The 21,146-nt window shown below is 74.2% G+C and carries 19 protein-coding genes; 6 read left to right on the forward strand and 13 right to left on the reverse strand.

Going from position 1 to position 21,146, the window contains the following annotated elements:
• Positions 1-92 precede the first annotated feature (92 nt).
• From KJS59_RS26085 to KJS59_RS26115, 7 genes are all read right to left on the reverse strand, one after another.
• Positions 93-1,157 (reverse strand): chaplin family protein, encoded by a 1,065-nt coding sequence (locus tag KJS59_RS26085; protein WP_213455735.1) that lies wholly within the window; start codon positions 1,155-1,157, stop codon positions 93-95.
• 248 nt (positions 1,158-1,405) lie between these two features.
• Positions 1,406-2,269, reverse strand: a complete 864-nt coding sequence (locus tag KJS59_RS26090) for a hypothetical protein (RefSeq protein WP_213455737.1) — start codon at positions 2,267-2,269, stop codon at positions 1,406-1,408.
• A gap of 209 nt (positions 2,270-2,478) precedes the next feature.
• Complete coding sequence (locus tag KJS59_RS26095; protein ID WP_213455785.1) at positions 2,479-3,402, reverse strand: hydroxymethylglutaryl-CoA lyase; 924 nt, start codon at positions 3,400-3,402, stop codon at positions 2,479-2,481.
• 82 nt (positions 3,403-3,484) lie between these two features.
• Positions 3,485-4,822 (reverse strand): acetyl-CoA carboxylase biotin carboxylase subunit, encoded by a 1,338-nt coding sequence (locus KJS59_RS26100; RefSeq protein WP_213455739.1) that lies wholly within the window; start codon positions 4,820-4,822, stop codon positions 3,485-3,487.
• A 28-nt stretch (positions 4,823-4,850) separates the two neighbouring features.
• Positions 4,851-5,450 carry a TetR/AcrR family transcriptional regulator gene (locus KJS59_RS26105; protein WP_249714906.1) on the reverse strand — a complete coding sequence of 200 codons (600 nt, stop codon included), beginning with the start codon at positions 5,448-5,450 and terminating at the stop codon, positions 4,851-4,853.
• A 37-nt stretch (positions 5,451-5,487) separates the two neighbouring features.
• Positions 5,488-8,382, reverse strand: a complete 2,895-nt coding sequence (locus tag KJS59_RS26110) for a hypothetical protein (RefSeq protein WP_213455741.1) — start codon at positions 8,380-8,382, stop codon at positions 5,488-5,490.
• A gap of 3 nt (positions 8,383-8,385) precedes the next feature.
• Positions 8,386-10,188: an HSP90 family protein gene (locus tag KJS59_RS26115; RefSeq protein ID WP_213455743.1), complete on the reverse strand. Its 1,803-nt coding sequence runs from the start codon at positions 10,186-10,188 to the stop codon at positions 8,386-8,388.
• 230 nt (positions 10,189-10,418) lie between these two features.
• Here KJS59_RS26115 and KJS59_RS26120 point away from each other — a divergent pair, with 230 nt between their 5' ends.
• Both KJS59_RS26120 and KJS59_RS26125 read left to right on the forward strand, forming a co-directional pair.
• Positions 10,419-11,111, forward strand: coding sequence for a GNAT family N-acetyltransferase (locus KJS59_RS26120; protein ID WP_213455745.1), 693 nt, complete (start codon positions 10,419-10,421; stop codon positions 11,109-11,111).
• Between the two features lie 474 nt (positions 11,112-11,585).
• A complete protein-coding gene (locus KJS59_RS26125) occupies positions 11,586-12,392 on the forward strand; it encodes an NHL repeat-containing protein (RefSeq protein ID WP_213455747.1) in 807 nt (268 codons plus the stop codon).
• A 31-nt stretch (positions 12,393-12,423) separates the two neighbouring features.
• Here the strand turns inward: KJS59_RS26125 and KJS59_RS26130 are convergent, their stop codons facing one another.
• Together KJS59_RS26130 and KJS59_RS26135 are read right to left on the reverse strand one after the other, a co-directional pair.
• Positions 12,424-13,332, reverse strand: coding sequence for a sulfurtransferase (locus tag KJS59_RS26130; protein ID WP_213455749.1), 909 nt, complete (start codon positions 13,330-13,332; stop codon positions 12,424-12,426).
• 52 nt (positions 13,333-13,384) lie between these two features.
• Positions 13,385-14,155, reverse strand: coding sequence for an SGNH/GDSL hydrolase family protein (locus tag KJS59_RS26135; RefSeq protein ID WP_213455789.1), 771 nt, complete (start codon positions 14,153-14,155; stop codon positions 13,385-13,387).
• Positions 14,156-14,258: 103 nt separating this feature from the next.
• Between KJS59_RS26135 and KJS59_RS26140 the strand changes: the two genes are divergently transcribed.
• From KJS59_RS26140 to KJS59_RS26150, 3 genes are read left to right on the forward strand one after another with little or no spacing between them, the layout of a single operon-like run.
• On the forward strand, positions 14,259-15,998 hold the full coding sequence (locus tag KJS59_RS26140) for a proline--tRNA ligase (RefSeq protein WP_213455751.1): 1,740 nt from the start codon (positions 14,259-14,261) through the stop codon (positions 15,996-15,998).
• Positions 15,999-16,008: 10 nt separating this feature from the next.
• Positions 16,009-16,437 (forward strand): SufE family protein, encoded by a 429-nt coding sequence (locus KJS59_RS26145; protein ID WP_213455753.1) that lies wholly within the window; start codon positions 16,009-16,011, stop codon positions 16,435-16,437.
• A 19-nt stretch (positions 16,438-16,456) separates the two neighbouring features.
• The gene (locus tag KJS59_RS26150) at positions 16,457-17,095 is read left to right on the forward strand and encodes a DsbA family oxidoreductase (protein WP_213455755.1); all 639 of its coding nucleotides are present in this window, start codon (positions 16,457-16,459) and stop codon (positions 17,093-17,095) included.
• Positions 17,096-17,243: 148 nt separating this feature from the next.
• On the opposite strand, the gene KJS59_RS26155 is transcribed toward KJS59_RS26150, so the two are convergent.
• The 3 genes from KJS59_RS26155 to KJS59_RS26165 all read right to left on the reverse strand — a co-directional run bounded on the left by KJS59_RS26155 (position 17,244) and on the right by KJS59_RS26165 (position 18,527).
• Positions 17,244-17,441, reverse strand: coding sequence for a hypothetical protein (locus KJS59_RS26155; protein WP_213455757.1), 198 nt, complete (start codon positions 17,439-17,441; stop codon positions 17,244-17,246).
• A 182-nt stretch (positions 17,442-17,623) separates the two neighbouring features.
• Positions 17,624-18,151 (reverse strand): YbaK/EbsC family protein, encoded by a 528-nt coding sequence (locus KJS59_RS26160; protein WP_213455791.1) that lies wholly within the window; start codon positions 18,149-18,151, stop codon positions 17,624-17,626.
• Between the two features lie 64 nt (positions 18,152-18,215).
• Positions 18,216-18,527 carry an SDR family oxidoreductase gene (locus KJS59_RS26165; RefSeq protein ID WP_213455759.1) on the reverse strand — a complete coding sequence of 104 codons (312 nt, stop codon included), beginning with the start codon at positions 18,525-18,527 and terminating at the stop codon, positions 18,216-18,218.
• 88 nt (positions 18,528-18,615) lie between these two features.
• Here KJS59_RS26165 and KJS59_RS26170 point away from each other — a divergent pair, with 88 nt between their 5' ends.
• Positions 18,616-19,704: a winged helix DNA-binding domain-containing protein gene (locus KJS59_RS26170; protein ID WP_213455761.1), complete on the forward strand. Its 1,089-nt coding sequence runs from the start codon at positions 18,616-18,618 to the stop codon at positions 19,702-19,704.
• Between the two features lie 821 nt (positions 19,705-20,525).
• Here the strand turns inward: KJS59_RS26170 and KJS59_RS26180 are convergent.
• A complete protein-coding gene (locus tag KJS59_RS26180; protein WP_213455763.1) occupies positions 20,526-20,846 on the reverse strand; it encodes a GIY-YIG nuclease family protein in 321 nt (106 codons plus the stop codon).
• Positions 20,847-21,146: the final 300 nt, after the last annotated feature.

The raw sequence follows: 21,146 nt of genomic DNA on the forward strand, positions 1-21,146 counted from the left end.
GCTGAACGATCGTTAGGCTACCACCCGGCCGGGAACCGGAAAGGGCCCCCGCGCGGAGTGCGCGGGGGCCCTTAGTACGGGTGATCGTCAGATCACCTGGCCGACGCACCGCCGGTGCTGCCGGCCTTCGCCAACCCGCCGAGGCCGGCGACGGCGTTGCCACTGAGGTTGATCGGCACCTGGATCGGCAGCTGGATCTGGACCCCGTTGCCGATCCCGAAGTTGCCGCCGCTGCTCTGGGAGGCGACGCGGCTGCCCTCGGTGGCGTGCCGGGCCTTGCCGCCGATGAGCCCGCCCAGCAGATCGTTGACCGGCAGCCCGGACACGACCGGCAGGGACTCGGTGGCGTTGCCCGCCCCCGACCGGGTCGCCGAAGCGCCGCCCTTGCTCTGGGCGAACGCGATGCCGAAGGCTCCCCCGACCGCGTTGCCGCTGATGTCGACCGGCACCTGGACCGGCGCGTACACCTGCACCCCGTTGCCGATCCCGTAGTTGTCCGAGCTGACCTGCGAGACGGACCCGGACCCGGCGCCCTTCGCGGTGGCGCCGCCCTCGCAGCCGGCGAACGTGGCCGCGCCGAAGCCGGCCACGCTGTTGCCGCAGGCGTCGATCGGCACCTGGATCGGCGCGTACACCTGCACCCCGTTGCCGATCCCGAAGTTGCCGGAGGTGGCCTGCCGGACGGCCGCGGCACCCTCGGTCTTCGCCCGGGCCGCCTCGCCGTACCCGCCGCCGTTGTTGCCGCCGTCGTTGCCACCGCCGGCCTCGCTGCCGCCCTCGCAGCTGGCGAACGCGGCCCCACCGAGGCCGGCCACGCCGTTGCCGCACACGTTCAGCGGCACCTGGATCGGCGCGTACAGCTGGGCGCCGTTGCCGATCCCGTAGTTGTCCGAGCTGGACTGCGCGGCGCCACCCAGGCCGGTGGCGGTGGCGCCACCGGTGCACTCGGCGAACGCCGCGCCACCCGCGCCGGCGACCGCGTTGCCGCACAGGTTGACCGGCGCCTGGATCGGAAGCTGGACCTGCGCGCCGTTGCCGATCCCGTAGTTGTCACTGGTGGTGGCGGAGCTGTCGGCCATCGCCGCGCCGCCGGAGGCCAGCACGGCGCCCGCGGCGAGCACACCGACGCTGAGGGACTTGCGAACCCACGTCTTCATGGTGAAGCGGAAACCCTTCGAGTAATGGACATTATCTGTGCGAACTGCCTATGGAGTTGTGGTTTCCTTCCCGGTTAACCGCCGGTGGGCGCGGCCGGTCCCGCGACGGGGGCCGACCTGTCGACGTGCGCCCAGGCCAGTGATTGCTGTGGAAGGTCGCGCCCGGGACTGGTCGTGCTACCGGAGCGCGGGTGAACCCGCGGATCCCGCCCACCGCTCAAGCCGGGTGGCGCAGGTCCGCCCTGGGGTCAGTCGGGTGAGACGGCCGGCCGTGCCGGTTCCCGGCGCACCGCGGCGTCCTCGGCGCCGGCGCGCAGCCGCCGGGCGTCCGCCGTACCGGCGGCGGACGGGGCGCCCACGATGGCGTTCGGGTCGCCGTCGTGGTGCGTGCCGGTACCGGGTGCCGCGGCGCCGCCGCCGAGGTGCGCCTGCATCGGCGCGAGCGGGCGGTCGGGCAGGAACGGCGTGCCGGAGCCGCCGGCCGGCGCGGTGCGGTCGCCCGCCACCGACGCCGGGTCGAGCCACGGCACGTGACCCACCAGGCTGGCACCGGACCGGGGCGTGGAGAGCCCCTCTGTCCGTCCGGTGTAGACGGCGTTGGCGGCCCGGGGGCCAGCCGGCGCGGTCCGCGCCGCGCTCATCGGCGTCGTACCACTGGTGGGAGCCGGGACGAACGACGCGGGAGCGCCGCGCCGGACCGCGCCGGCCGGACTCGTACCGGTCCCGGTCGGCGCGTCGTGCAGAGAGTGGGCGACGTGAGCCGCCGCCTGATCGAGCAGCCGGGTCACGGGCGCGACGGCCCGGCCCGCGCCGGAGACCGCGCGGCCGACCGGTCGCACGACATCCCCGACGAGGGTGGCGGTCCCCGCCGAGCCGGCAGCGCCGGTCTGCGCGATCGGGACCACCGCGGCGCCGACCGCGCGCAGCACCGGGCCGGCCACGGGAGCATCCGCGCCGGTCAGCCGGTCGGCCTCGGGCAGGACGGCACCGAGCGAGACGGCCGGCTGCGCGCCGACCACCAGGTCATCCAGAGTGGACGTACCGCGGTCGGCCTGCGCCGCCGCCGTGCCGAGCAGCCAGGCCACCGCGGCGAAGCCGGTGACGACCAGCACACGGACGCCGGCACGGAGGGCGAACCGCCCAGGTGCGCCGCTACCGCCACCGCGGGAGGCCGCCCGGTGGGCGGGCCGCTCGAGCGCCGGGGCTCCGTGCGTGGACCGCATGTCCGCCTTTCGTCCGGTGAACCGAGTTGGTGCAATACGGGCAAATCCGTATAGATCAGCACCACATGGCTCAACGAAGGGTCGGCCGGGGAGACACGCTAATCGGCGGAGAATCTGGTCAATTGGGTCCGCGGGCCGGCGCGCAGCACGCCCGAGGGCAGTTCCCGGCCGACGATCCGCTCCGCCAACCGGGCAGCCTCGATCAGCGCCGCCACATCGATACCGGTGTCGATGCCCATGTCGTGCAGCATGTGCACCACCTCCTCGGTGGCCACGTTGCCGCTCGCGCCCGGCGCGTACGGGCAGCCGCCCAGGCCGCCCACGCTGGCGTCGAACTCGGTGACGCCCAACTCCAGCGCGGTCAACAGGTTCGCCAGCGCCGTACCCCGGGTGTTGTGGAAGTGCAGCAGCAGCGGCACGTCCGGGTGGCGCTCGCGGACCGCCGACACCACCGCGCGCACCCGCGGCGGCGTACCCATGCCCGTGGTGTCCCCGAACGCGACCCGGTCCGCGCCGTCGGCGAGCACCCGGTCCACGATGCCGGCCACCCGCAGCGGGTCGATGTCGCCCTCGTACGGGCAGCCGAAGCTCGTGGCCACGATCACCTCGGCCGTGGCCCCGGCCGCGTGCAACTGGTCGATCAGCGCGGCGATGTCGTCCAGCGACTCGGCCGTGGACCGGTTCACGTTGCGCCGGTTGTGCGTGTCGCTGGCCGAGACCACCACCTCGATCTCGGTGAACCCGGCGGCCAGCGCCCGCTGCGCCCCGCGCGAGTTCGGCACCAGCGCCGAGTAGCGCACGCCCTCGGCCCGGCGGGCGGCGGACCAGACCTCGTCCGCGTCCGCCATCTGCGGTATCGCCCGGGGGTGCACGAAGGAGACGGCCTCGATGCGCCCGACCCCGGTACCGGAGAGCGCGTCGAGCAGCCGCACCTTGGCCTCGGTCGGCACCGGGTCCTCGTTCTGCAACCCGTCCCGGGGGCCCACCTCACGAATCGAGACCCTGCTCGGCAGCATGGCCATCACCGTGCCAACCTTTCGTTCGCGACCGCGGTGCTTCCTCCGCCTCCACCGGTACCCGGCACGCTCCGGGCATTCCTCGCGCTCATCGCATCCGCGCCACGATGGCGGTGTCGTACTCGCCGGTCAGGAACGGTTCCCGCTCGAACAGCTCGGCGAAGAACGGCAGGTTGCACTTCGGACCGACCACCGTGAACCCGGCCACCGCCCGCCTCGCCCGCTCGATCGCCTCCGCCCGGTCGGCGCCGTGGACGATCAGCTTCGCCATCAGCGAGTCGTAGAACGGGGTGACCGTGTTCCCGGCGGTGTAGCCGGAATCCACCCGGACGCCCGGGCCGGTCGGCTCCACCCACTCGGCGATCGCGCCCGGCCCGGGCAGGAACCGCTTCGGGTCCTCGGCGTTGATCCGCAGCTCGATGGCGTGGCCGCGCGGGGCCAGCGCCTCCGGGTCGAACGTGGGCGGCAGGCCGGCCGCCACCCGCAGCTGCTCCTCGACCAGGTCCACGCCGTAGACCAGCTCGGTGACCGGGTGCTCCACCTGGAGCCGGGTGTTCATCTCCAGGAAGAAGAACTCGCCGGTGGTCGGGTCCAGCAGGCACTCGACCGTGCCCGCGTTGCGGTAGTTCACCGCCTCGCCGGCCCGCACGGCCGCCGCCAGCAGCCGGGCCCGCAGCTCGGGGCCGACCGCCGGGGAGGGCGCCTCCTCCAGCAGCTTCTGGTTGCGCCGCTGCACCGAGCACTCCCGCTCGCCCAGGGCGACCACCCGGCCGTCGGCCAGGCCGAGGATCTGCACCTCGACGTGGCGCACCCGGGGGAAGAACCGCTCGATCAGCACCGCCCCGTCGCCGAACATCCGCTCGGCGAAGCCGCGCACCTTCTCGTACTCGGTGCGCAGCGCCGCCTCGTCGGCGGCCACGGCCATGCCCATGCCGCCGCCGCCCGCCGCGGCCTTCACCATCACCGGGTACCCGATCTGCCCGGCGGCGGCGACCGCGCCGGCCGCGTCCTTGGCGGGGTCGGTGGCGCCCGGCGCGACCGGCACCCCGGCCGCGGCCATCAGGTTCCGCGCGTTGATCTTGTCGCCCATCGCGGTGATCGCCTCGGCGCCGGGGCCCACCCAGGCCAGCCCGGCGGCGGCCACCGCGCGGGCGAAGTCCGCGTTCTCCGACAGAAACCCGTACCCCGGGTGGATCGCCCGCGCGCCGGTGGACCTGGCGGCGGCCAGGATCGCCTCGGGGTTGCGGTAGCTCTGCGCCGGGTTCGCCGGGCCGATGCAGACCGCCTCGTCCGCCTCGGCCACGAACGGCAGGCCGGCATCGGCCGCCGAGTGCACCGCGATGGCCCGCACGCCCAGCCGCTTCGCCGTCCGGATGATCCGCCGGGCGATCTCGCCCCGGTTCGCGACCAGTACCGACTCGATCATTTCGCCGGGCCCTCCCCTTAACCTTCGTTCAGTCGCCGACCAATGCCGCGAGCGTAGCCGCCCGCAGCAGCTCGGCACGGCGGTGGCGGTCCACCTCACCGCCGAGGAAGGGGGTCGAGTTCATCAGGCCGAACGCGGCGTGCGCCAGCACCCGGGCCTCACCGGCGACCAGGTCCGCGCGCAGCGATGTGAGCACGCTCACCCACTCCTCCACATACAGGCGCTGGAGCTTGCGGATCTGCCGGCGGGGCTCCTCCGGCAGCCGGTCCAGCTCGTGCAGGTGCAGCGCGATCACCGCGGGGTGCGCCAGCGCGAAGTCCACGTGGAAGTCGATCAGGGACTCCAGGGTGGCCCGCGCGTCCGCCGGCCGCTCGGCGACCCGGGCCCGGCCGCCGGTCAGCAGCCCCTCGCTCACCGGGATGAGCGCCGCCGCCAGCATCGCCTCCTTGCCGGCGAAATGGTGATAGAGCGCGGGACCGGTGACCCCGGCGGCCGAGCCGATGTCGTCCATGGACACGCCGTGATAGCCGCGGCTGGCGAACAGCCCCACCGCGATCTCGAGGATCTCCTCCTTGCGGGTCCGCCGCCGGCCCGGCGCGACCTCGGTACGCGTCTGATCCACACTCACATCGCCAGCCTAACTATCCAGCCCCGTCGGGTGCCCGTCAGCGTTCCTCGAGCCCGTACTCGTCCCGGACCGACTGGGCCTCCTCGGCCCGCCCCTGCATCTCCAGCGACTGGGCGAGCAGCCACGCCGCCTGGGGCAGGGCCTCGGCGTCCCGGGGCAGCCCGGTCAGCGCCCCGCGCAGCACCGGCTCGGCCTGCGCGGGGCGCTCCAGGCGCAGCAGAACCTCCCCGAGCAGCAACTCGGCGAGCATCGCCTCGGCGAACGCCTCCACCGAACGGAACCGCTGCGGCACCGGCAGGACCCGGGGCAGCGCGTCCTCGACCCGCTCCGCGCCGATCAGCACCCGCGCCGCCTCGTACCCGAGCATGGCCAGCTCCCACACGGCGCCCGGCTCGGCGGCCTGGTCGGCCGGCAGGGCGGCCGCCGCGGCATCGGCCTCGGCCAGCGCGGCCAGCGAGCCCGGCGCGTCCTGCGCCCAGCGCAGCGCGATCGCCGCCCGGCGGCGGGCGCGCAGCACGTCCAACGGCAACCCGGCCGCGGCGTACGCCTGCGCCGCGCCGGCGAACCGGCGGGCCGCCTCGGCGTCGCGGTCCTTGCGGTAGAGCAGGTCGCCGGACTCCTCCAGCATCTGGCCGCGGGTCGGCAGGTTGTCGAAGCCGTTCAGGTTCTCGATCAGCCGGTCGTACCCGGCCAGCGCCGCCTCGTCCTCACCCAGCTCCTGGTAGACGCCGGCGAGCAGGTACCGGCAGCGGTCGGCGCCCTCCTGCGCGCCGAGCCGGTCCAGGGCCGCGACCGCCTCCTCGCCCGCCTCGGCCGCCTCCAGCGGGCGGCCGGCCCGCCGGTACGCCTGCGCCAGCTCGAACCGGGTGAACGCCGCGCCCTCGACCAGCCCCTGCTCGGTGCAGGCCGCGACGACCTCGACCAGGTCGTCCACCGCCTCGGCCGCCCGGCCGGCGGCAAGCAGCGCGCGGGCCCGGCCGGCGCGGGCGTCCAGCTCCAGCCGGCCCCGGGCGGCGGTCACCGCCTCGTCGTAGATCACGACCGCCTGCCCGGCGTCGGGCGCGGTGGCCGCCGCGAGCAGCGCCGCCGCCACGTGGACGTCGCCGCCGAGCGGGCGTGCGGCCTCGCGCGCCACGGCGACCGCGGCGGCCAACTCCTCGGGCCGGTCCAGCGCGGCGAGGCAGTGCGCCCGGCGCAGCATCAGGTCCGCGGAGAGGTACGGGTCGTCGGCGCGGGCCGCCTCGGCGACGGCCCGGTCCAGTTCGGGCAGTGCGTCGGGGGCCCGGCCGGTGGCCAGCAGCGCCATGCCGAGCCGCCCGTACGCGCTGGCCTGCCGGCCGGCGTCACCGTGCTCGGTCACGTACGCGGCGGCCGCCCGGACCATCGGCAGCCCCTCGTCAGCCCGTTCGGACAGGCACATCGCCAGGCCCACCTTGCCCAGGGCGCCGTGCGCCCGCACCTCGTCGCCGGCCGCCCGGTACCCCTCGGCGGCGGCGCGCCACAGCTCCTCGGCGGCCGCCATGGCGTTGCTCTCCGCCCGCTCGTGGCCGCGCGCGTCCGCCCGGCGGGCCGCCTCGTAGCCGGTCAGCGCCGACTCCGGGTACCGCTCGTCGAGCGCCCGCAGCACCGCCCAGCCGGCCCGCGACCGGTTGGTCCGGGCGTACTTCTCGGCCAGGTCCAGCAGCTCGAGCGCGGTCGCCCCGGCGGGGATCTCCGGCTCGTCCGCCGGCTTCTCCGCCGACTCGGCGGGCCCGACCCCCGGCCGCCCGTCGTTCTGCCCGGCGCCGGACGCAGCGGGCCCGGGCCGGCGCCGGGCCACCGCGGAGAGCGGCAGGTAATCCACCAGCGGCTCGGCGCCGAGCCGCTCGGTGACACGCCGACTCTGGTACTCCGTCCCGTTGCGGGCGTCGAACCGCGCCGCGATCGCCGCCGCCGCACCGGCCAACTCCTCGGCCAGCGCCTCCACCGGCAGATCCGCCGCCGGGCGGTCCCCGTTCGCGCGCCGGTGCACGGTCAGCCCGCCGTGCCCGCCCGCCGCCAGCCGGCGCAGCAGCAGCGCGGCCGACGCCCCGAACTCCATCGCCGCGTACGGCGAGGGCGCCCGCTCCAGCCAGTCCAGGTGCCGCTGGACGATCTCCAGGCCACGCGCCTCGTTGCCGGTCACCGCGCAGAACCACACGTGCGTGCCGATGTCGGCCAGGTTCGCCAGGTCGCCCCGGATCAGCCGGTACGAGCGGCGGTGCGCGTCCCGGGCCTCGTCCCGCCGGCCGGTGCGCAGGTACGGCAGCAGCAGCGTGGCCAGGATCGACTGCGGCTGCTCGGTGCAGGTGAACCTGCCGGCCAGCACCGGCTCGGCCAGCGCCACCGCCTCCCCGTCCCGGGCCCGGTTGACCAGGTGCCACGCCTTGCTAGTGGGGTCGCAGCCGGCGCAGTCCGACAGCTCATCGCGGGGCGCGGCGCACCACTTCTCGTACCAGCCGTCCGCGGCGGCCGCGTCACCGATGTGCTCCGCGACCGAGTGCCGGTTCGCGAACACCGCGTGCATGCTGTGCCCGCCGTCCCGGTACCGCCGCTCCATGTCCTCGAGCACCGCGTACGTGCGCTCCAGCGGCACCTCGGGGAACTTCGTCAGCGCCGAGACCATCGTCTTGAAGTGCCACAGCAGGTTGTGCGCGTGCCGGCCGTGGTACGGCTGGGGGCGCTGGTCGAACTCGGCCAGGCACCACGAGAACGTGGCGAACGACTTGGCCGGCTCACCGCCGTACACGTACGCGTTCGTGCCGAGCATCCGGGCCACGAACGCCAACTCCTCGTGCCGGCCCGCGTCCGCGTGCCGGATCACCTGCTCCACGAGGGCCGTCTTGCCGGCGCCGTACGGCATCCGGTTGGCCTGTTGGAGCAGGTTCCACAGCTCGTCCTCGGTGTGCGACACGCCTCACTCCTCCCCGATCGTCCCGGCCGCCGGCCCGACGGCCCGCTCCAGCAGGCCGAGAAACGAGCTGTTCAACAGCGCCGCGTCCGCCGGCCGGATCGGGTGGTAGCCGAGCAGCAGCGCCTGCCCGTACAGGGCCTCCACCGCCAGCCCGGCCATCCGCTCGTCGGTCAGCGTCGTCACCCGGCGGACCAGCGGGTTGCGGTGGTTGAGCACCAACTGGGGCCGCTCCGGCGGCCCGGACGCGGCGATCGCCTCCAGCACGCCGGCCCACACGTCGTCCACCCGCTCCCGGGTGGCCCGCAACTCGCCATGGAACGCGGCGGAGCGGCTCACCAGGTACAGCGCCGGCAGGCCCGCCGGGTCGAACGCCCGGATCACCACCTCGCAGCCGAGCCGGTCCAGGGCGCGCTGGGCGGCGGCGAGGAACGGCCGCAGCGCCAACTCGGTGGCCGGCTCCAGGGCATCGAACCGGGTGGTCAGGTCGGTGGGCTCGAGCCGCTCGATGAGGCTGCCCCGGTTCAGCCCGGGCAGCCGTTCGATGATCTCGCTGTCGTACGTGTACCCGCCGTTCACCACGGCCAGCCCCTGCGCGGCGGCGACCGCGGCGAGCTGCCGGAACTCGTCGATCGTCGCGGCGTACCGGACCAGCCCGTGCCGCTCGCGGAACTCGGCCAGCGTCAGCTGCCCGACGTTGGTCTCCATCGGCCACCACTGCTCGACCAGGCGCAGCATCTCGTCGTCGTGCAGGGCGAGCGCCTTCACCCCGAGGTGGTGGATGTTCATGAACTCGGCCAGCCGGCGCGGGTCGCTGCCGGCCAGCCGGACCAGCCAGCCGCGCAACTGGTCGCCGAGCGCCTCCCGGGTCGCCTCCAGCAGCCCGTCCTCGTACAGCGCCTCGCGGCTGGCGGTGGGGCGCAGCTCGGTGGAGTCCACCACGCAGCGGGCGAAGAAGGCCCACTCCGGCAGCAGCCCCTCGGCGCCCTCGGCGAGCAGCATCCGCTTCAGGTAGACCCGGTGCCCGGGGCGGGCCGCCGGGTTGACCGGCACGGGCAGCACGAACGCCGCCCCGGTCAGGCCGGCCTCGGGCACGTCCAGTTCGATCACGTCGAACGGCGCGAGGCCGAGCGCCTCCTGCGCGTACCGGATGAGCCCGGCCCGGCGAGCGGCGGGCGTGGCGCCGGCGGCGGCCGACCACGCCGGCGGACCGGCGGTGACCTGCTCCCCGGCGACCAGCACCGGCACCGGCAGCAGCGACCCGTACAACCGGGCCAGTTCGGCCACGGTCGGGCCGGCCAGCCAGTGCTCCTCGCCGCGCCGGGGAGTCAGCGTGACCGTGGTGCCGACCGCCTCCGCGCCGCTGCGTGTCTCCACCGTGTAGCGGCCGTCGGAGTACCCGGTCCACCGGACGGTCGGGTGGCCCCGCGCCGTCGTGCTGACCCGGATCTCGTCCGCCACCATGAAGCAGGACAGCAGGCCGATGCCGAACTGCCCGAGGAACTCGTGCCGGGCGAAGCCGAGTTCGTCCCGCTTGGCGCTGCGGCCGATCGTCGCCAGTAACTCGTGCACCTGCGCCTCGGTCAGCCCGATACCGGTGTCGCGCACCCGCAGCGTGCCGTCCCCGGTCGCCTCGGGCGGCTCGATCCGCACCACCGCCGGCGCGTCCGGGTCGGCGGACCGCCGCGCGGTGATCGCGTCGACCGCGTTCTGGAGCAGTTCCCGCACGTACACACGCGGGCTGCCGTACAGATGATGGCTGAGCAGGTCGACCACGCCACGCAGGTCGACCTGGAAGGTCCGATTCACTCCGCCGCCGTCCCCAGGTCCGTCTACCGGCGTCACGGTACCGGCGGCGGCAAGCGCGCGTCGTCCCCCGGTCGGCCCTCGTCGCGCTCCGTACCGTTCCCGTACCCGCGGTTCGTCGTTCCCGGCCGGCTTCTCGACGGTCGCTCGGGCTGGATTCTCGGCGGCCGCTCGGGCGTCCCCACTCGCTGAATGCCCGCGACACGGGACCGGCCGTACGGCACCATGCCCACGTGACCACGTTGACCGGGCGCGCCCGCCGCCTGTGGACCGCGCTCGCCGGCGCCCCGGTCTCGTTCCCACCCGCCGGGCGCATCGCCGCGGTGGCGTCGCCGGCATCGCTGCTGTGCCCGCCCGGCTGGGCCGGCGTGGTGGTCATCGACGGCGCCGGCATCGCCACGGTGCCGTCGCCGGCGTGGCTCGACCCGTTCGCCGCGTTGCCGGCCGACCTCGACGCGGTGCGCGCCGGTCTGCCGGCCGCCGAAGTGCTCGGCCCAGCCGCCCTGTCCTATCTGGACCGAAGCGACTTCCGCCCGGCGGCCGGCCCGGTCGAGGTCGCGGACGTGGCCGACCTGTCGGCCCTGCTGCAGGCCGCCGGCCAAGCGGACGCCGGCGAGAGCGGCCTGGCCGACATCCAGTCCCCGGCGTTCGTGCACCGCCACGAGGGGTGCATCGTGGCCGCCTCCGGTTACCGCCGCTGGCTCGGTACGGCGGCCCACCTGAGCGTCCTGACCGACGCCCGCCACCGAGGGCGGGGCCTGACCCGGGTGGTCGCCTCCGCCGCCGTCGCCCACGCGCTCGACCGCGGCCTGCTGCCCCAGTGGCGCGCCCGCCCGGCCGCCTCCCAGCGGGTCGCCGCCGCGCTCGGTTTCCGCCGGCTCGGCGGCCAGGTGAGCCTCGCGCTGCCCGCCGCCCCCGGCCCCTGAGCCGCCGCGGGTCGGGGAACCCGCCCGGGATGCCGCGACTCGGTACCGGCATGACGACCCGACGCGCCCTGCTCGCCGCGACCGGGGCCGCCGTGCTCGGCGCGGCGGCCGCCGGCTGCGCACGCTCCCGGCCGACCCCGACGCCACCGTCCACACCCGACCCGAACGGTGCCCGCCTGCTCGCGGAGGTCGCCGGCGGCCTCGCCGTCGTGGACGCCGCCGGGCGCACCGTGGTGCCGCCCGCACCCGGCACCCTCAACCCCGACCGGACGCGCCTCGTCACCAGCCGCGACGGCGCGTTGACCGTCTACGACACCCGTACCGGCCAGGCTTTCCCCGCCGGCTCACCGGCGGGACTCACCCCGCATCCTCTCCACCGACGGCTCGCTCGTCGGCCTCGCCACCGGCGAAATCCCCCGGGAACACACCCGGATCGTCGTCCACCCCACCCGTTCCGCACCGACCAAATTGGACTTGCCGGGCAACCTGGAGCCGGAGGCGTTCTCGCCGGACGGCGGCTTCGTCTACGTCCTGGACCACCTGCCACCCGCCGCGCCCGACCGCTACCGGGTGCGCCAGCTCGAAGTCGCCACCGGCCGGCTGCTGCCGCTCAACACGCGCCTCAAGACGCCGGTACCCGCCGGCGCCGAGGAGGAGATGCGCGGCGAGGGCCGCCAGGCCGTGTACGACGCCGGCCGGCAACTGCTGTTCACCCTGTACACGCACCAGCCCGACCACGTGCACACCCGGGACCTGATCCACGGCGCCCGGGCGGACGCCCCGCACGTGCACGCGTTCGTCCACACGCTCGACCTCACGGTCGGGTGGGCGTACTGCGTCGACCTGCCCGCACCGTTCGGTGAGAAGTCCCCGACCGGCCACGCCATCGCCCTCGCCCCAGACGCCGGCGCGCTCGCGGTGGTCGACGCCACGACCGGCACCCTCGCCACCATCGACCCCGGGTCGCTGGAGGTGACGGCGACGACCCGCTTCGCCACACCCCCGCCGTCGGACGCGCCGGCCGCGCTGGCTTACGGGCGGCCCTCGGAACTGGCCGTCGCGCGGGACGCGAAGGTCGTGGTCCTCGACCCGGGTACCGGAGCACCGGTGGCCACCTGGACGGCACCGGCACCCGTGCGCGGCATGTCCATCGTGGACGGCACGGCGTTCCTCGGCGGCGACGGCGCGGTCACGACCCACCACCTGGCCACCGGAGCCCAGCTCACCCGGATCGAGATCCCGAGCCTCACCCGCCTGATCCACGTCCTCCCGCCGCGCTGAGCGCCGCCCGTCGCATCCGGCCCGGCTCGCACTACCCGGGGAAGCTGCCCGGCTCCGCGCCCCGGACGATCGGGACGCCGACCAGGTTGCCGTACTCGGTCCACGATCCGTCGTAGTTGCGCACGCGCGGGTACCCGAGCAGGTGGTGCAGTACGAACCAGGTGTGCGACGAGCGCTCCCCGATGCGGCAGTACGTGATGACGTCGTCCGTGACGGCGAGCCCCAGCTCGTCGGCGTAGGTGGCGCGCAGCGCCTCGGCCGACTTGAACGAACCGTCCGGCTCCACCGCCTGCTTCCACGGCTTGTTCACCGCGCCGGGAATGTGCCCGCCGCGCAGCGCGCCCTCCTGCGGGTACTCGGCCATGTGCAGCAGTTCGCCGGTGTACTCGGCGGGCGAGCGCACGTCGACCATGGTGCGGCCGTCGCGGGCGTGGGCGAGCACCTCGTCCCGGAAGGCGCGGATGGCGCCGTCGTCGCGGGGCACGATCGGGTACACGGACCGGGGGCGGAAGACCTTGTCCCGGGTGAGCGGGCGACCCTCGGCGACCCAGCGGGTCCGGCCGCCGTCGAGCAGGCGCACGTCCGCGTGGCCGAACAGGGTGAACACCCACAGCGCGTACGCGGCCCACCAGTTGTTGTTGTCGCCGTAGAAGACGACCGTGTCCTCGCGCCCGATGCCCTTGCCGGAGCAGAGCGCGGCGAACGCCTCCGGGTTCAGGTAGTCGCGCCGGGTGCGGTCGTTCAGTTCGGTGTGCCAGTCCACCTTGACCGCGCCCTCGATGTGGCCGGTCTCATACAGCAGGACGTCCTCGTCGGCCTCCACGACGACCAGCCCCTCGGGCGGGTCGGCGAGCCGTTCCGCCAGCCACGCCGGGGTGACCAGCCGTTCCGGATGCGCGTACTGCCGCAGCTCCGGCGCAGGATCCGCCGCTACCGCCATGGGGGTAACGCTAGTGCCCCGGGGCGGCGAATCAGCCACACCCCGGCGGGACCTACTCGATCGGGGCGAGGGTCGGCCGCTTCGGCTGGCGGTTGTCGCCGGACGACCGGCCGGTGAGCCGCCGCTTGACCCACGGCGCCAGGTGCTGGCCGGCCCAGCGTAGGTCGGCGCCGCGGGCGGCCAGCCAGGAGGCCGGGTCGGGCAGCGGCGGCACGGCCAGCCACTCCGGGTCGGCCGGCATGCCGAGCGCGGTCAGCACGTGCGCGGCGACCCGGCGGTGACCGGCGGTGGACAGGTGCAGCCGGTCCTCGCCCCACATGCGCGGGTTGCGGAACTCGTCGTCCTGCCAGAGGTCGATGAGCGTGGCGCCGTGCCGCTCGGCGGTCTCGCCGACGGCGCGGTTCAGCACGTCGACCCGGGGCGCGACGAAGCGCTGCCCCGGCAGGCGCGCCATCACGTCGGCGAACCGGAACAGGATCACGTCGGCGCCGCCGGCCCGCAGCCCGCCGACCACCTCGTCGAAGCGGGCCACCAGCGTCAGCGGGTCGCACCTGCGGCGCAGCACGTCGTTGCCGCCGGCGGCGAAGCTGATCAGGCCGGGGTCGAGCGCCAGCGCCGCGGGCACCTGCTCGGCGACGATGTTGTCGAACAGCCGGCCGCGGATCGCCAGGTTGGCGTACCCGAAGCCGGTGGCGGGGGGCGCCTCGGCGGCCAGCCGCCGGGCGACCAGGTCCGCCCAGCCCCGGTAGGTGCCGTCCTGGTACTCGTCGACCATCCCCTCGGTGAAGCTGTCACCGATCGCCACGTAGCTGCGCCACCGCACCGCGAACTCCCCATGTGCCTGCATCCTGAAGGCATCCTGGCACCCCTCGGACACGCGGCGAAACCGGGCTGCCACGGCGACCGGCGTTTCGTACGCTTCGCCCATGCTGTTGCGGATGTCCACGCTGCTCCTGCGGACCCTGCGCGAGGACCCGGCGGACGCGGAGGTGCCGAGCCACCGGCTGCTGGTCCGGGCCGGGTACATCCGCCGCGCCGCGCCGGGCGGGTACACGTGGCTGCCGCTCGGCACGCTGGTCCTGGACCGGGTGGCGGAGATCGTCCGCGCGGAGCTGGCCGCCATCGGGGACCAGGAGGTGCGCTTCCCGGCGCTGCTGCCCCGCGAGCCGTACGAGGCCAGCGGCCGGTGGACGGAGTACGGGGCGGACATCTTCCGGCTCCGGGACCGGCGCGGCGCCGAGTACCTGCTCGCACCCACCCACGAGGAGATGTTCACGCTGCTGGTCAAGGACCTGTTCGGCTCGTACCGGGACTTCCCGGTCGCGCTGTTCCAGATCCAGACCAAGTTCCGGGACGAGGCCCGCCCGCGCGCCGGCCTGCTGCGCGGCCGCGAGTTCCTGATGAAGGATGCGTACTCGTTCGACCTGGACGCGGCCGGGCTCCGGGCCGCCTACGACCGGCACCGCGGCGCGTACCGGCGGATCTTCGACCGGCTGGGGCTGCGGTACACGGCGGTGGCCGCGACGTCCGGCGCGATGGGCGACTCCGCGTCGGAGGAGTTCCTGGCCGAGGCGGCGGCCGGCGAGGACACCTTCGTCGGCTGCTCGGGCTGCGACTACGCCGCCAACACCGAGGCCGTGGTGACGCCCGCCCCGCCGGCGGGCGACCCCGCCGCGCGCCCGCCCGCCGAGGCGCACGACACGCCGGAGACGCCGACGATCGGGACGCTGGTCGCGCTGGCGAACGAGCGGGGCCTGGGCGGCCGGGCCGACTGGACCGCCGCGGACACCCTCAAGAACGTGGTGCTGACCGTCGCCCGGCCCGGGGCGGAGACGCCGGAACTGCTGGTCGTCGGGGTCCCCGGCGACCGGGAGGTGGACCTCAAGCGGGTCGAGGCGGCGCTCGCCCCGGCCGCCGTGGCGATGTTCGACGACTTCGTGGCCCGCCCCGACCTGGTACGCGGGTACATCGGCCCGCAGATCCTGGCCAAGCTGGACATCCGCTACCTGGTCGACCCCCGGGTGGTTCCCGGTACCGCCTGGCTGACCGGCGCGAACGAGCCGGGCCGGCACGCGGTGAACGTGGTCTGCGGCCGGGACTTCGTGCCGGACGGCACGATCGAGGCCGCCGAGGTGCGGGCCGGCGACCCCTGCCCGGCCTGCGGCACCGGCGAGCTGACCATCCGCCGGGGCATCGAGATCGGCCACATCTTCCAGCTCGGCAGCCGGTACACCGACGTGTTCGACCTGTCCGCGCTCGGACCGGAGGGGCAGGCCATCCGCGTCCTGATGGGCTGCTACGGCATCGGCGTGTCCCGGGCGGTCGCCGCGGTGGCCGAGCAGCACCACGACGAGCGCGGCCTGGCCTGGCCCGCCGAGGTGGCGCCGTGCGATGTGCATGTGGTCCCGGCCGGCAAGGGGGAGCAGGTCACCGCCGCCGCGGGGCTGGCCGAGCGGCTGGCGGCCCGCGGGCTGCGGGTGCTGCTCGACGACCGTCCCGGGGTGTCCGCGGGCGTGAAGTTCACCGACGCCGAGCTGATCGGCGTCCCGCGCGCCGTGGTGGTCGGGCGCCGCTTCGCCGAGGGGTACGTGGAACTGCGCGAGCGGGCCACCGGTGAGCGCGTGGACGTGCGGGTGGAGGAGGTCGTGGAGCGGCTGGCTGGGTAGCCTCGGTGGCGTGACCGAGATGCCGCCCGCGCTCGCCAGGATCGTGGACGAGTTCGCCGGTGCACCGCGCGACGTGGTCCTGGAGATGCTGCTGGAGTACTCGGACGCGGTGCCGGCGCTGCCGGCGGAGATGGCCGGCGGCGCCGGCATGGAGCAGGTCGTGGAGTGCCAGACACCGTTCTTCCTGCACACCGAGGTGGCGCCGGACCGCACGGTCACCACGTACTTCGACTGCCCGCCGGAGGCGCCCACGACCCGCGCGTTCGCCGGCATTCTGAGCGAGGGGCTGGCCGGCGCCACCGCCGAGCAGGTCCTCGCCGTACCCGATGACCTGTACCACCGGATGGGGCTGGCCGAGGCGATCAGCCCGCTGCGGGTGCGCGGCGCCGGGGCGATCCTGGCCCGGCTCAAGCGGCAGGTCCGGGAACAGGCGAGCTGAGCGGAGGGTTGGTCCCGACGTGGAGATCGAGATCTATTCGGACGTGGTCTGCCCGTGGTGCTACATCGGCAAGCGCCGCCTGGAGGTGGCCCTGGCGAAGTACGACGGCGAGGTGAGCGTCCGGTACCGGCCGTACCAGCTCGACCCCGGCCCGGTGCCGCAGCCGCGGCGCACGCTGGACGACCTCGCCGACAAGTTCGGCGGACCCGAGCGGGCACGCCAGATCACCGAGCACACCCGCGGGGTGGCCGCCGCCGACGGACTGACCCTGAACTTCGACCGCGCCCTGTCCGCGAACACGTTCGAGGCGCACCGGCTGAGCTGGTTCGCCGCCGAGCACGGCCGGCAGCCCGAGGTGATGGAGGCGCTACACCAGGCCCACTTCACCGACGGCCGGGACATCGGCGCGCGGGACGTGCTGGTCGAGGTGGCCGCCGAAGCGGGCCTGGACCCGGTCGAGGTGCGCGAGTTCCTGGACTCGACCAACGGCACGGGCGAGGTCGAGGCGGAACTCGCCGAGGCCCGGCGCCTGGGCGTCACCAGCGTCCCCACCTTCGTGTTCGCCGGCCGGTACGCGGTCAGCGGCGCCCAGGACCCGGCGACGCTGCTGGAGGTGCTCGCCGAGGTCGGGCGGCGCGAGGGCGGGGCCGCCAACTGAGTCGATCTTGTTGTTTCACGTGCAACAACATCGACTGTGCTCGCTCACCTTCCAGCGCCCTACCCGTGTCCGGTCACATCTGACAGTGGCGGAACGACGAGGAAGGACCGCGACCCTGGCGCCGCGGTCCTTCACTACTCGCCCCCGATCAGTGGGCCGCTGCCACGCAGGGCCCGCACGCCGCCGGCCGCCCCCGGGCACCGGCACCTGTGGACGGTCCGCCGCGGCGCAGGTCCGCGCGGTGCTGCCGGGCCGCGTGCAGCAGGCGCCAGCGGTCGGCCCCGGCGATCATCTCGCGCCGGTGCTCGCGGGCCAGGGCCATGGTCAGTTCCGGGTGGCTGAACATCTCGGTCTCCTCGATGGCTTGCCGTTCTCCGATGCCTCAATCCTGGTTTGGCTGAGGCTCGGTTCCATCGGGAGCGACTGCGTATCTTCCGGGTCCGCCCCTACCTAGTACCGCGGCCGCGGGTCCTACGCCGGCCTAGGTATACCTAGTGACGCCTACCACCCGGTCGGCGCCGGTCGGGATCAGCGGGCCAGATCCTCGATGACCAGCGCGTTCGGCAGCCTGGCGAGCGCCGCGCCGGGCAGTTCGATCTTGCTGTGGCGCACCCCGGAACCGATGATGACGGCCGGCACCGCGACCACCCGCGCATCGACCAGGATTGCCCACCGCGCCGGCAGCCCGATCGGCGTGATCCCGCCGTACTCCATGCCGGTCAGCGCCACCGCGTCCGCCATCGGCGCGAAGCTCGCCTTGCGCACGTCCAACTGCCGGCGGGCCACGCCGTTCACGTCCGCGCGCGTGGTGGCCAGCACCACGCACGCCGCGTACCGCACCTCGCCCTCGCGCTTGCCCGCCACCACCACACAGTTCGCCGACTCGCCCAGACCCACCTCGTACTCCGCGCAGAACGCGGCCGTATCGGCAAGCTCGGGGTCGATCGGGGCGACCAGCACGTCGGCGGCCTCGGACCAGGCTTCCAGGGCGGCCGCGACCGGCGCGGCGAGCAGGTCCGGCCGGGCGGTCGCCGGCTCGGTCTTGAGGGTTCCCATCACGTCCCCGATGGTGCCAGGTACTCCCGCCAGGTCAGCCGCCCGGTCGGGCGGGCGGCGGTGGTCAGGCAACCGCGACGATCGAGACGTAGATCAGGTGCCCCACGCCGGCGCCGGCGGCCGCCGCCAGCAGGCGTCCGGTGCCCCCGATCTCCACCTCCGCCATCGTCCTCCGGTACGGGGACGAAGCCAGGTGGACGACCGTGTCGGCGCCCGCCACGGCGGCGGCCAACCCGTCACCGGTCACCAGGTCGGCGACCGCGTCGCCGGGGCCCGGCCGGCGACTCATCACCGTGGTGTCGTGGCCCGCTTCGACCAGCAGCGGCACCAGCGCCCTGCCCAGCGTCCCGGTACCGCCCGTCACGAGGACCCGCATGGCCTCTCCTTTCGCCGCTGCCTGGACGGCACGACCGGACCGGATATGACGGGCCACCCGCGTGGCGCCGATCACTACGCTGATACGAATGCCGACCCTGAGCCTCCGCCGGCTGAACCGTGCCACGCTGGCCCGCCAATCCCTGCTGGAACGCTCCCCGGCCGGAATCGTCCTCGCCGTGGACGCGCTCGGGGGCCTTCAGGCGCAGGAGGCGCGACCGCCGTTCCTCGGCCTGTGGACGAGGTCGGCCCGGTTCGCCGAGGCCGACCTGCACCGGGCGCTGCACGAGCGTGCCCTGGTCCGGGTCACCTACCTGCGCGGCACCCTGCACATAACCACCGCCGAGCAGTACCTCGCGCTGCGCTCCACCCTGCGACCGGTGCTCGAGTCGGCGGTGCGGGTGCTCGGCTCCCGCGCCGCCACCCTGGAGATGGACCGGGTCCTCCCGGTCGCCCGCGACCTGCTCGCCGGCCAGCCTCGCACGTTCAACGAGCTACGGCCACTGCTCGTCGCCGCATTCCCGGAGGTGGACGAGCGCGCCCTCGGCTACGCCGTGCGGACCCACCTGCCGCTGGTCATGGTCCCGACGCAGGACCGCTGGGCGTTCCCGTCCGTCGCCCGGTTCGCGTTGGCGGACGAGTGGCTCGGCGCCGAACCGGCACCCGACCCCGAACCGGCCGCGCTGGTCCGCCGGTACCTGGCCGCGTTCGGGCCGGCCACCGCGGCGGACGCGCAGGAGTGGTCGGGCCTGCGCGGCCTGCGGCAGGTGCTCGCCAGCATGCGCGACGACCTGCGGGTCCTGCGCGACGACCGGGGCCGGGAACTGTTCGACCTGCCGGACGCGCCGCTGCCGGACGAGGACACGCCCGCGCCCCCGCGGTTTTTGCCCGAGTTCGACAACCTGGTTCTCGCCCACGCCGACCGCGCCCGCGTCGTCCCGGACGCGCACCGCCCGCTCGTGGTAACGAAGAACCTGCGGGTACGGGCAACCTACCTGTGGGACGGGTTCGTGCACGGCACCTGGCGGGTGGACCGGAAGCGCGGCATCGCCACCCTGCGCCTCAGTCCCTACGAGCCGCTGCCGCCCGGCGCAGCGGACGCCCTGGCCGAGGAGGCCGACGCGCTGCTGCGGTTCAGCGAACCGGACGCCACGGCGTACTCGTTCGCGGTGGACTGACCTCGCGCTCCAACGCCCGAGCAGGCACATGCTCATCCACGGAGTACGTCGCCCGGACCGGACCCTGGCGGCGGGCCAGCGGTGGCGGCGGAGTTGCCCTACGATCCGGCAATGCCCGTGACTCCGGCGGCCCATGCGACCGAGCAGTACGCGACCACGACGGGCAACCTCACCGCCCGCATGGCGATCCATTCCTACGGCACGAACCCGCAGGGCTGGTAGGAGATCCGCGATCTCCTCCAGTGCGGCCGATAGCTCCCGCAGGCGGAAGTCGAACACAGAATCCTCTGCCGCAGTCACGCGACCTCCCATGCCGGTGGTGGCAGGGGGAAGTTACCTGAGGTGGCGGATCTCCTCGTCGGGCAGTCGTAGACCGTCCAGCCTCCCCGGACGGAGAGAAGGTGGAGCGCCCTACCGGATGAACGACCTTGGCCCCGTCCGGGGAGGCTGGTAGCCCTTGTGGTGCCCGGCCAGGTGATCCGCGGCAGCATCTCTGAGGAGGGCCGGGGTTCGGGGCGGAGCCCCGAGGTCTTCTGATCGTGTCGTCCCCAAGCGTGGCCGGCCGGCGCGGCCGATGCCGGCCGGAGGTCGCCAGCAGGCCGTTGCCGGCCGGCGCGGCCCGCTTGCGGGCCGCCTTGATCCAAAAGAGATCAATTCGGCAAAGCAGGTACCACAGCCCTTCGGAAGTGCCGATATCTCGCTTACAAGCTTTGCGCGCCGCGTCTGTCCTCGTCCGCTCCTGTCGCTGACGTGCGGCAGGTCGTCCCTGGGCCGTTCGGCCTGGCCGTCACTGTCCGCGCCGGTTACTGTCGTCGTTGCTGTCAAGCCGCAGGGCTTCCCGCGCCCGGCTCGGGTGCGGAACTATGCCTGCACTTCGGCCACCGGTTGTACCCAATAGCGGGATCATTTGAACGATGCCGATGGATCATCTCAACCTCCATCCTTGCCACCTCAGAATTCGACGCTTCTTCGGACTCCCAGAGCACCTCCTTACGAATCGTGAAGTCTCTTCGCTCTTCGTAATTGAAATCCCGCTCCACGAGGCGACTATTAGGAGTGCCGAAGTATGTCAATGTGCCGGTAAGGTCTTTGCCGATATAAATCTTCCCATTTGGGTAGGTGATTCGATACACGATCTTCACGCATACGATCGTAATGCCGTCCTGCCATCCCTCTGCCATCGACCCGCCCTCCTGGGAGCGGGCCGCCGCCTGGCCCGCCACGTCAACCGGACCTTGACGGCTCGTACGGACGCTGGCGGTTCGAACGGTGGTCTGCTCGGCTCGCCCGGGTCGACGCGGGATGCCCTACCGCACCCACGGACCGCGACCCGCTGGCGAAGTCCCAGCCATCCTGGAGCAGGAGGCCCCGCCGGAGGCGCAGTAACCGCAACCCCGCGACCGGCGTGCGCTCCCCTACGCCGCGCGGGCTGGTGGCCAATC

It is taken from the genome of Rhizomonospora bruguierae (assembly GCF_018397995.1).
Classification (GTDB): domain Bacteria; phylum Actinomycetota; class Actinomycetes; order Mycobacteriales; family Micromonosporaceae; genus Rhizomonospora; species Rhizomonospora bruguierae.

Excerpts from the sequence above, each read along its gene's own strand:
- KJS59_RS26085 (WP_213455735.1), bottom strand. The coding sequence starts at position 1,157 with ATGAAGACGTGGGTTCGCAAGTCCCTCAGCGTCGGTGTGCTCGCCGCG.
- KJS59_RS26095 (WP_213455785.1), bottom strand. The coding sequence starts at position 3,402 with ATGGCCATGCTGCCGAGCAGGGTCTCGATTCGTGAGGTGGGCCCCCGG.
- KJS59_RS26100 (WP_213455739.1), bottom strand. The coding sequence starts at position 4,822 with ATGATCGAGTCGGTACTGGTCGCGAACCGGGGCGAGATCGCCCGGCGG.
- KJS59_RS26130 (WP_213455749.1), bottom strand. The coding sequence starts at position 13,332 with ATGGCGGTAGCGGCGGATCCTGCGCCGGAGCTGCGGCAGTACGCGCAT.
- KJS59_RS26140 (WP_213455751.1), top strand. The coding sequence starts at position 14,259 with ATGCTGTTGCGGATGTCCACGCTGCTCCTGCGGACCCTGCGCGAGGAC.
- KJS59_RS26155 (WP_213455757.1), bottom strand. The coding sequence starts at position 17,441 with ATGTTCAGCCACCCGGAACTGACCATGGCCCTGGCCCGCGAGCACCGG.
- KJS59_RS26160 (WP_213455791.1), bottom strand. The coding sequence starts at position 18,151 with ATGGGAACCCTCAAGACCGAGCCGGCGACCGCCCGGCCGGACCTGCTC.
- KJS59_RS26165 (WP_213455759.1), bottom strand. The coding sequence starts at position 18,527 with ATGCGGGTCCTCGTGACGGGCGGTACCGGGACGCTGGGCAGGGCGCTG.
- KJS59_RS26170 (WP_213455761.1), top strand. The coding sequence starts at position 18,616 with ATGCCGACCCTGAGCCTCCGCCGGCTGAACCGTGCCACGCTGGCCCGC.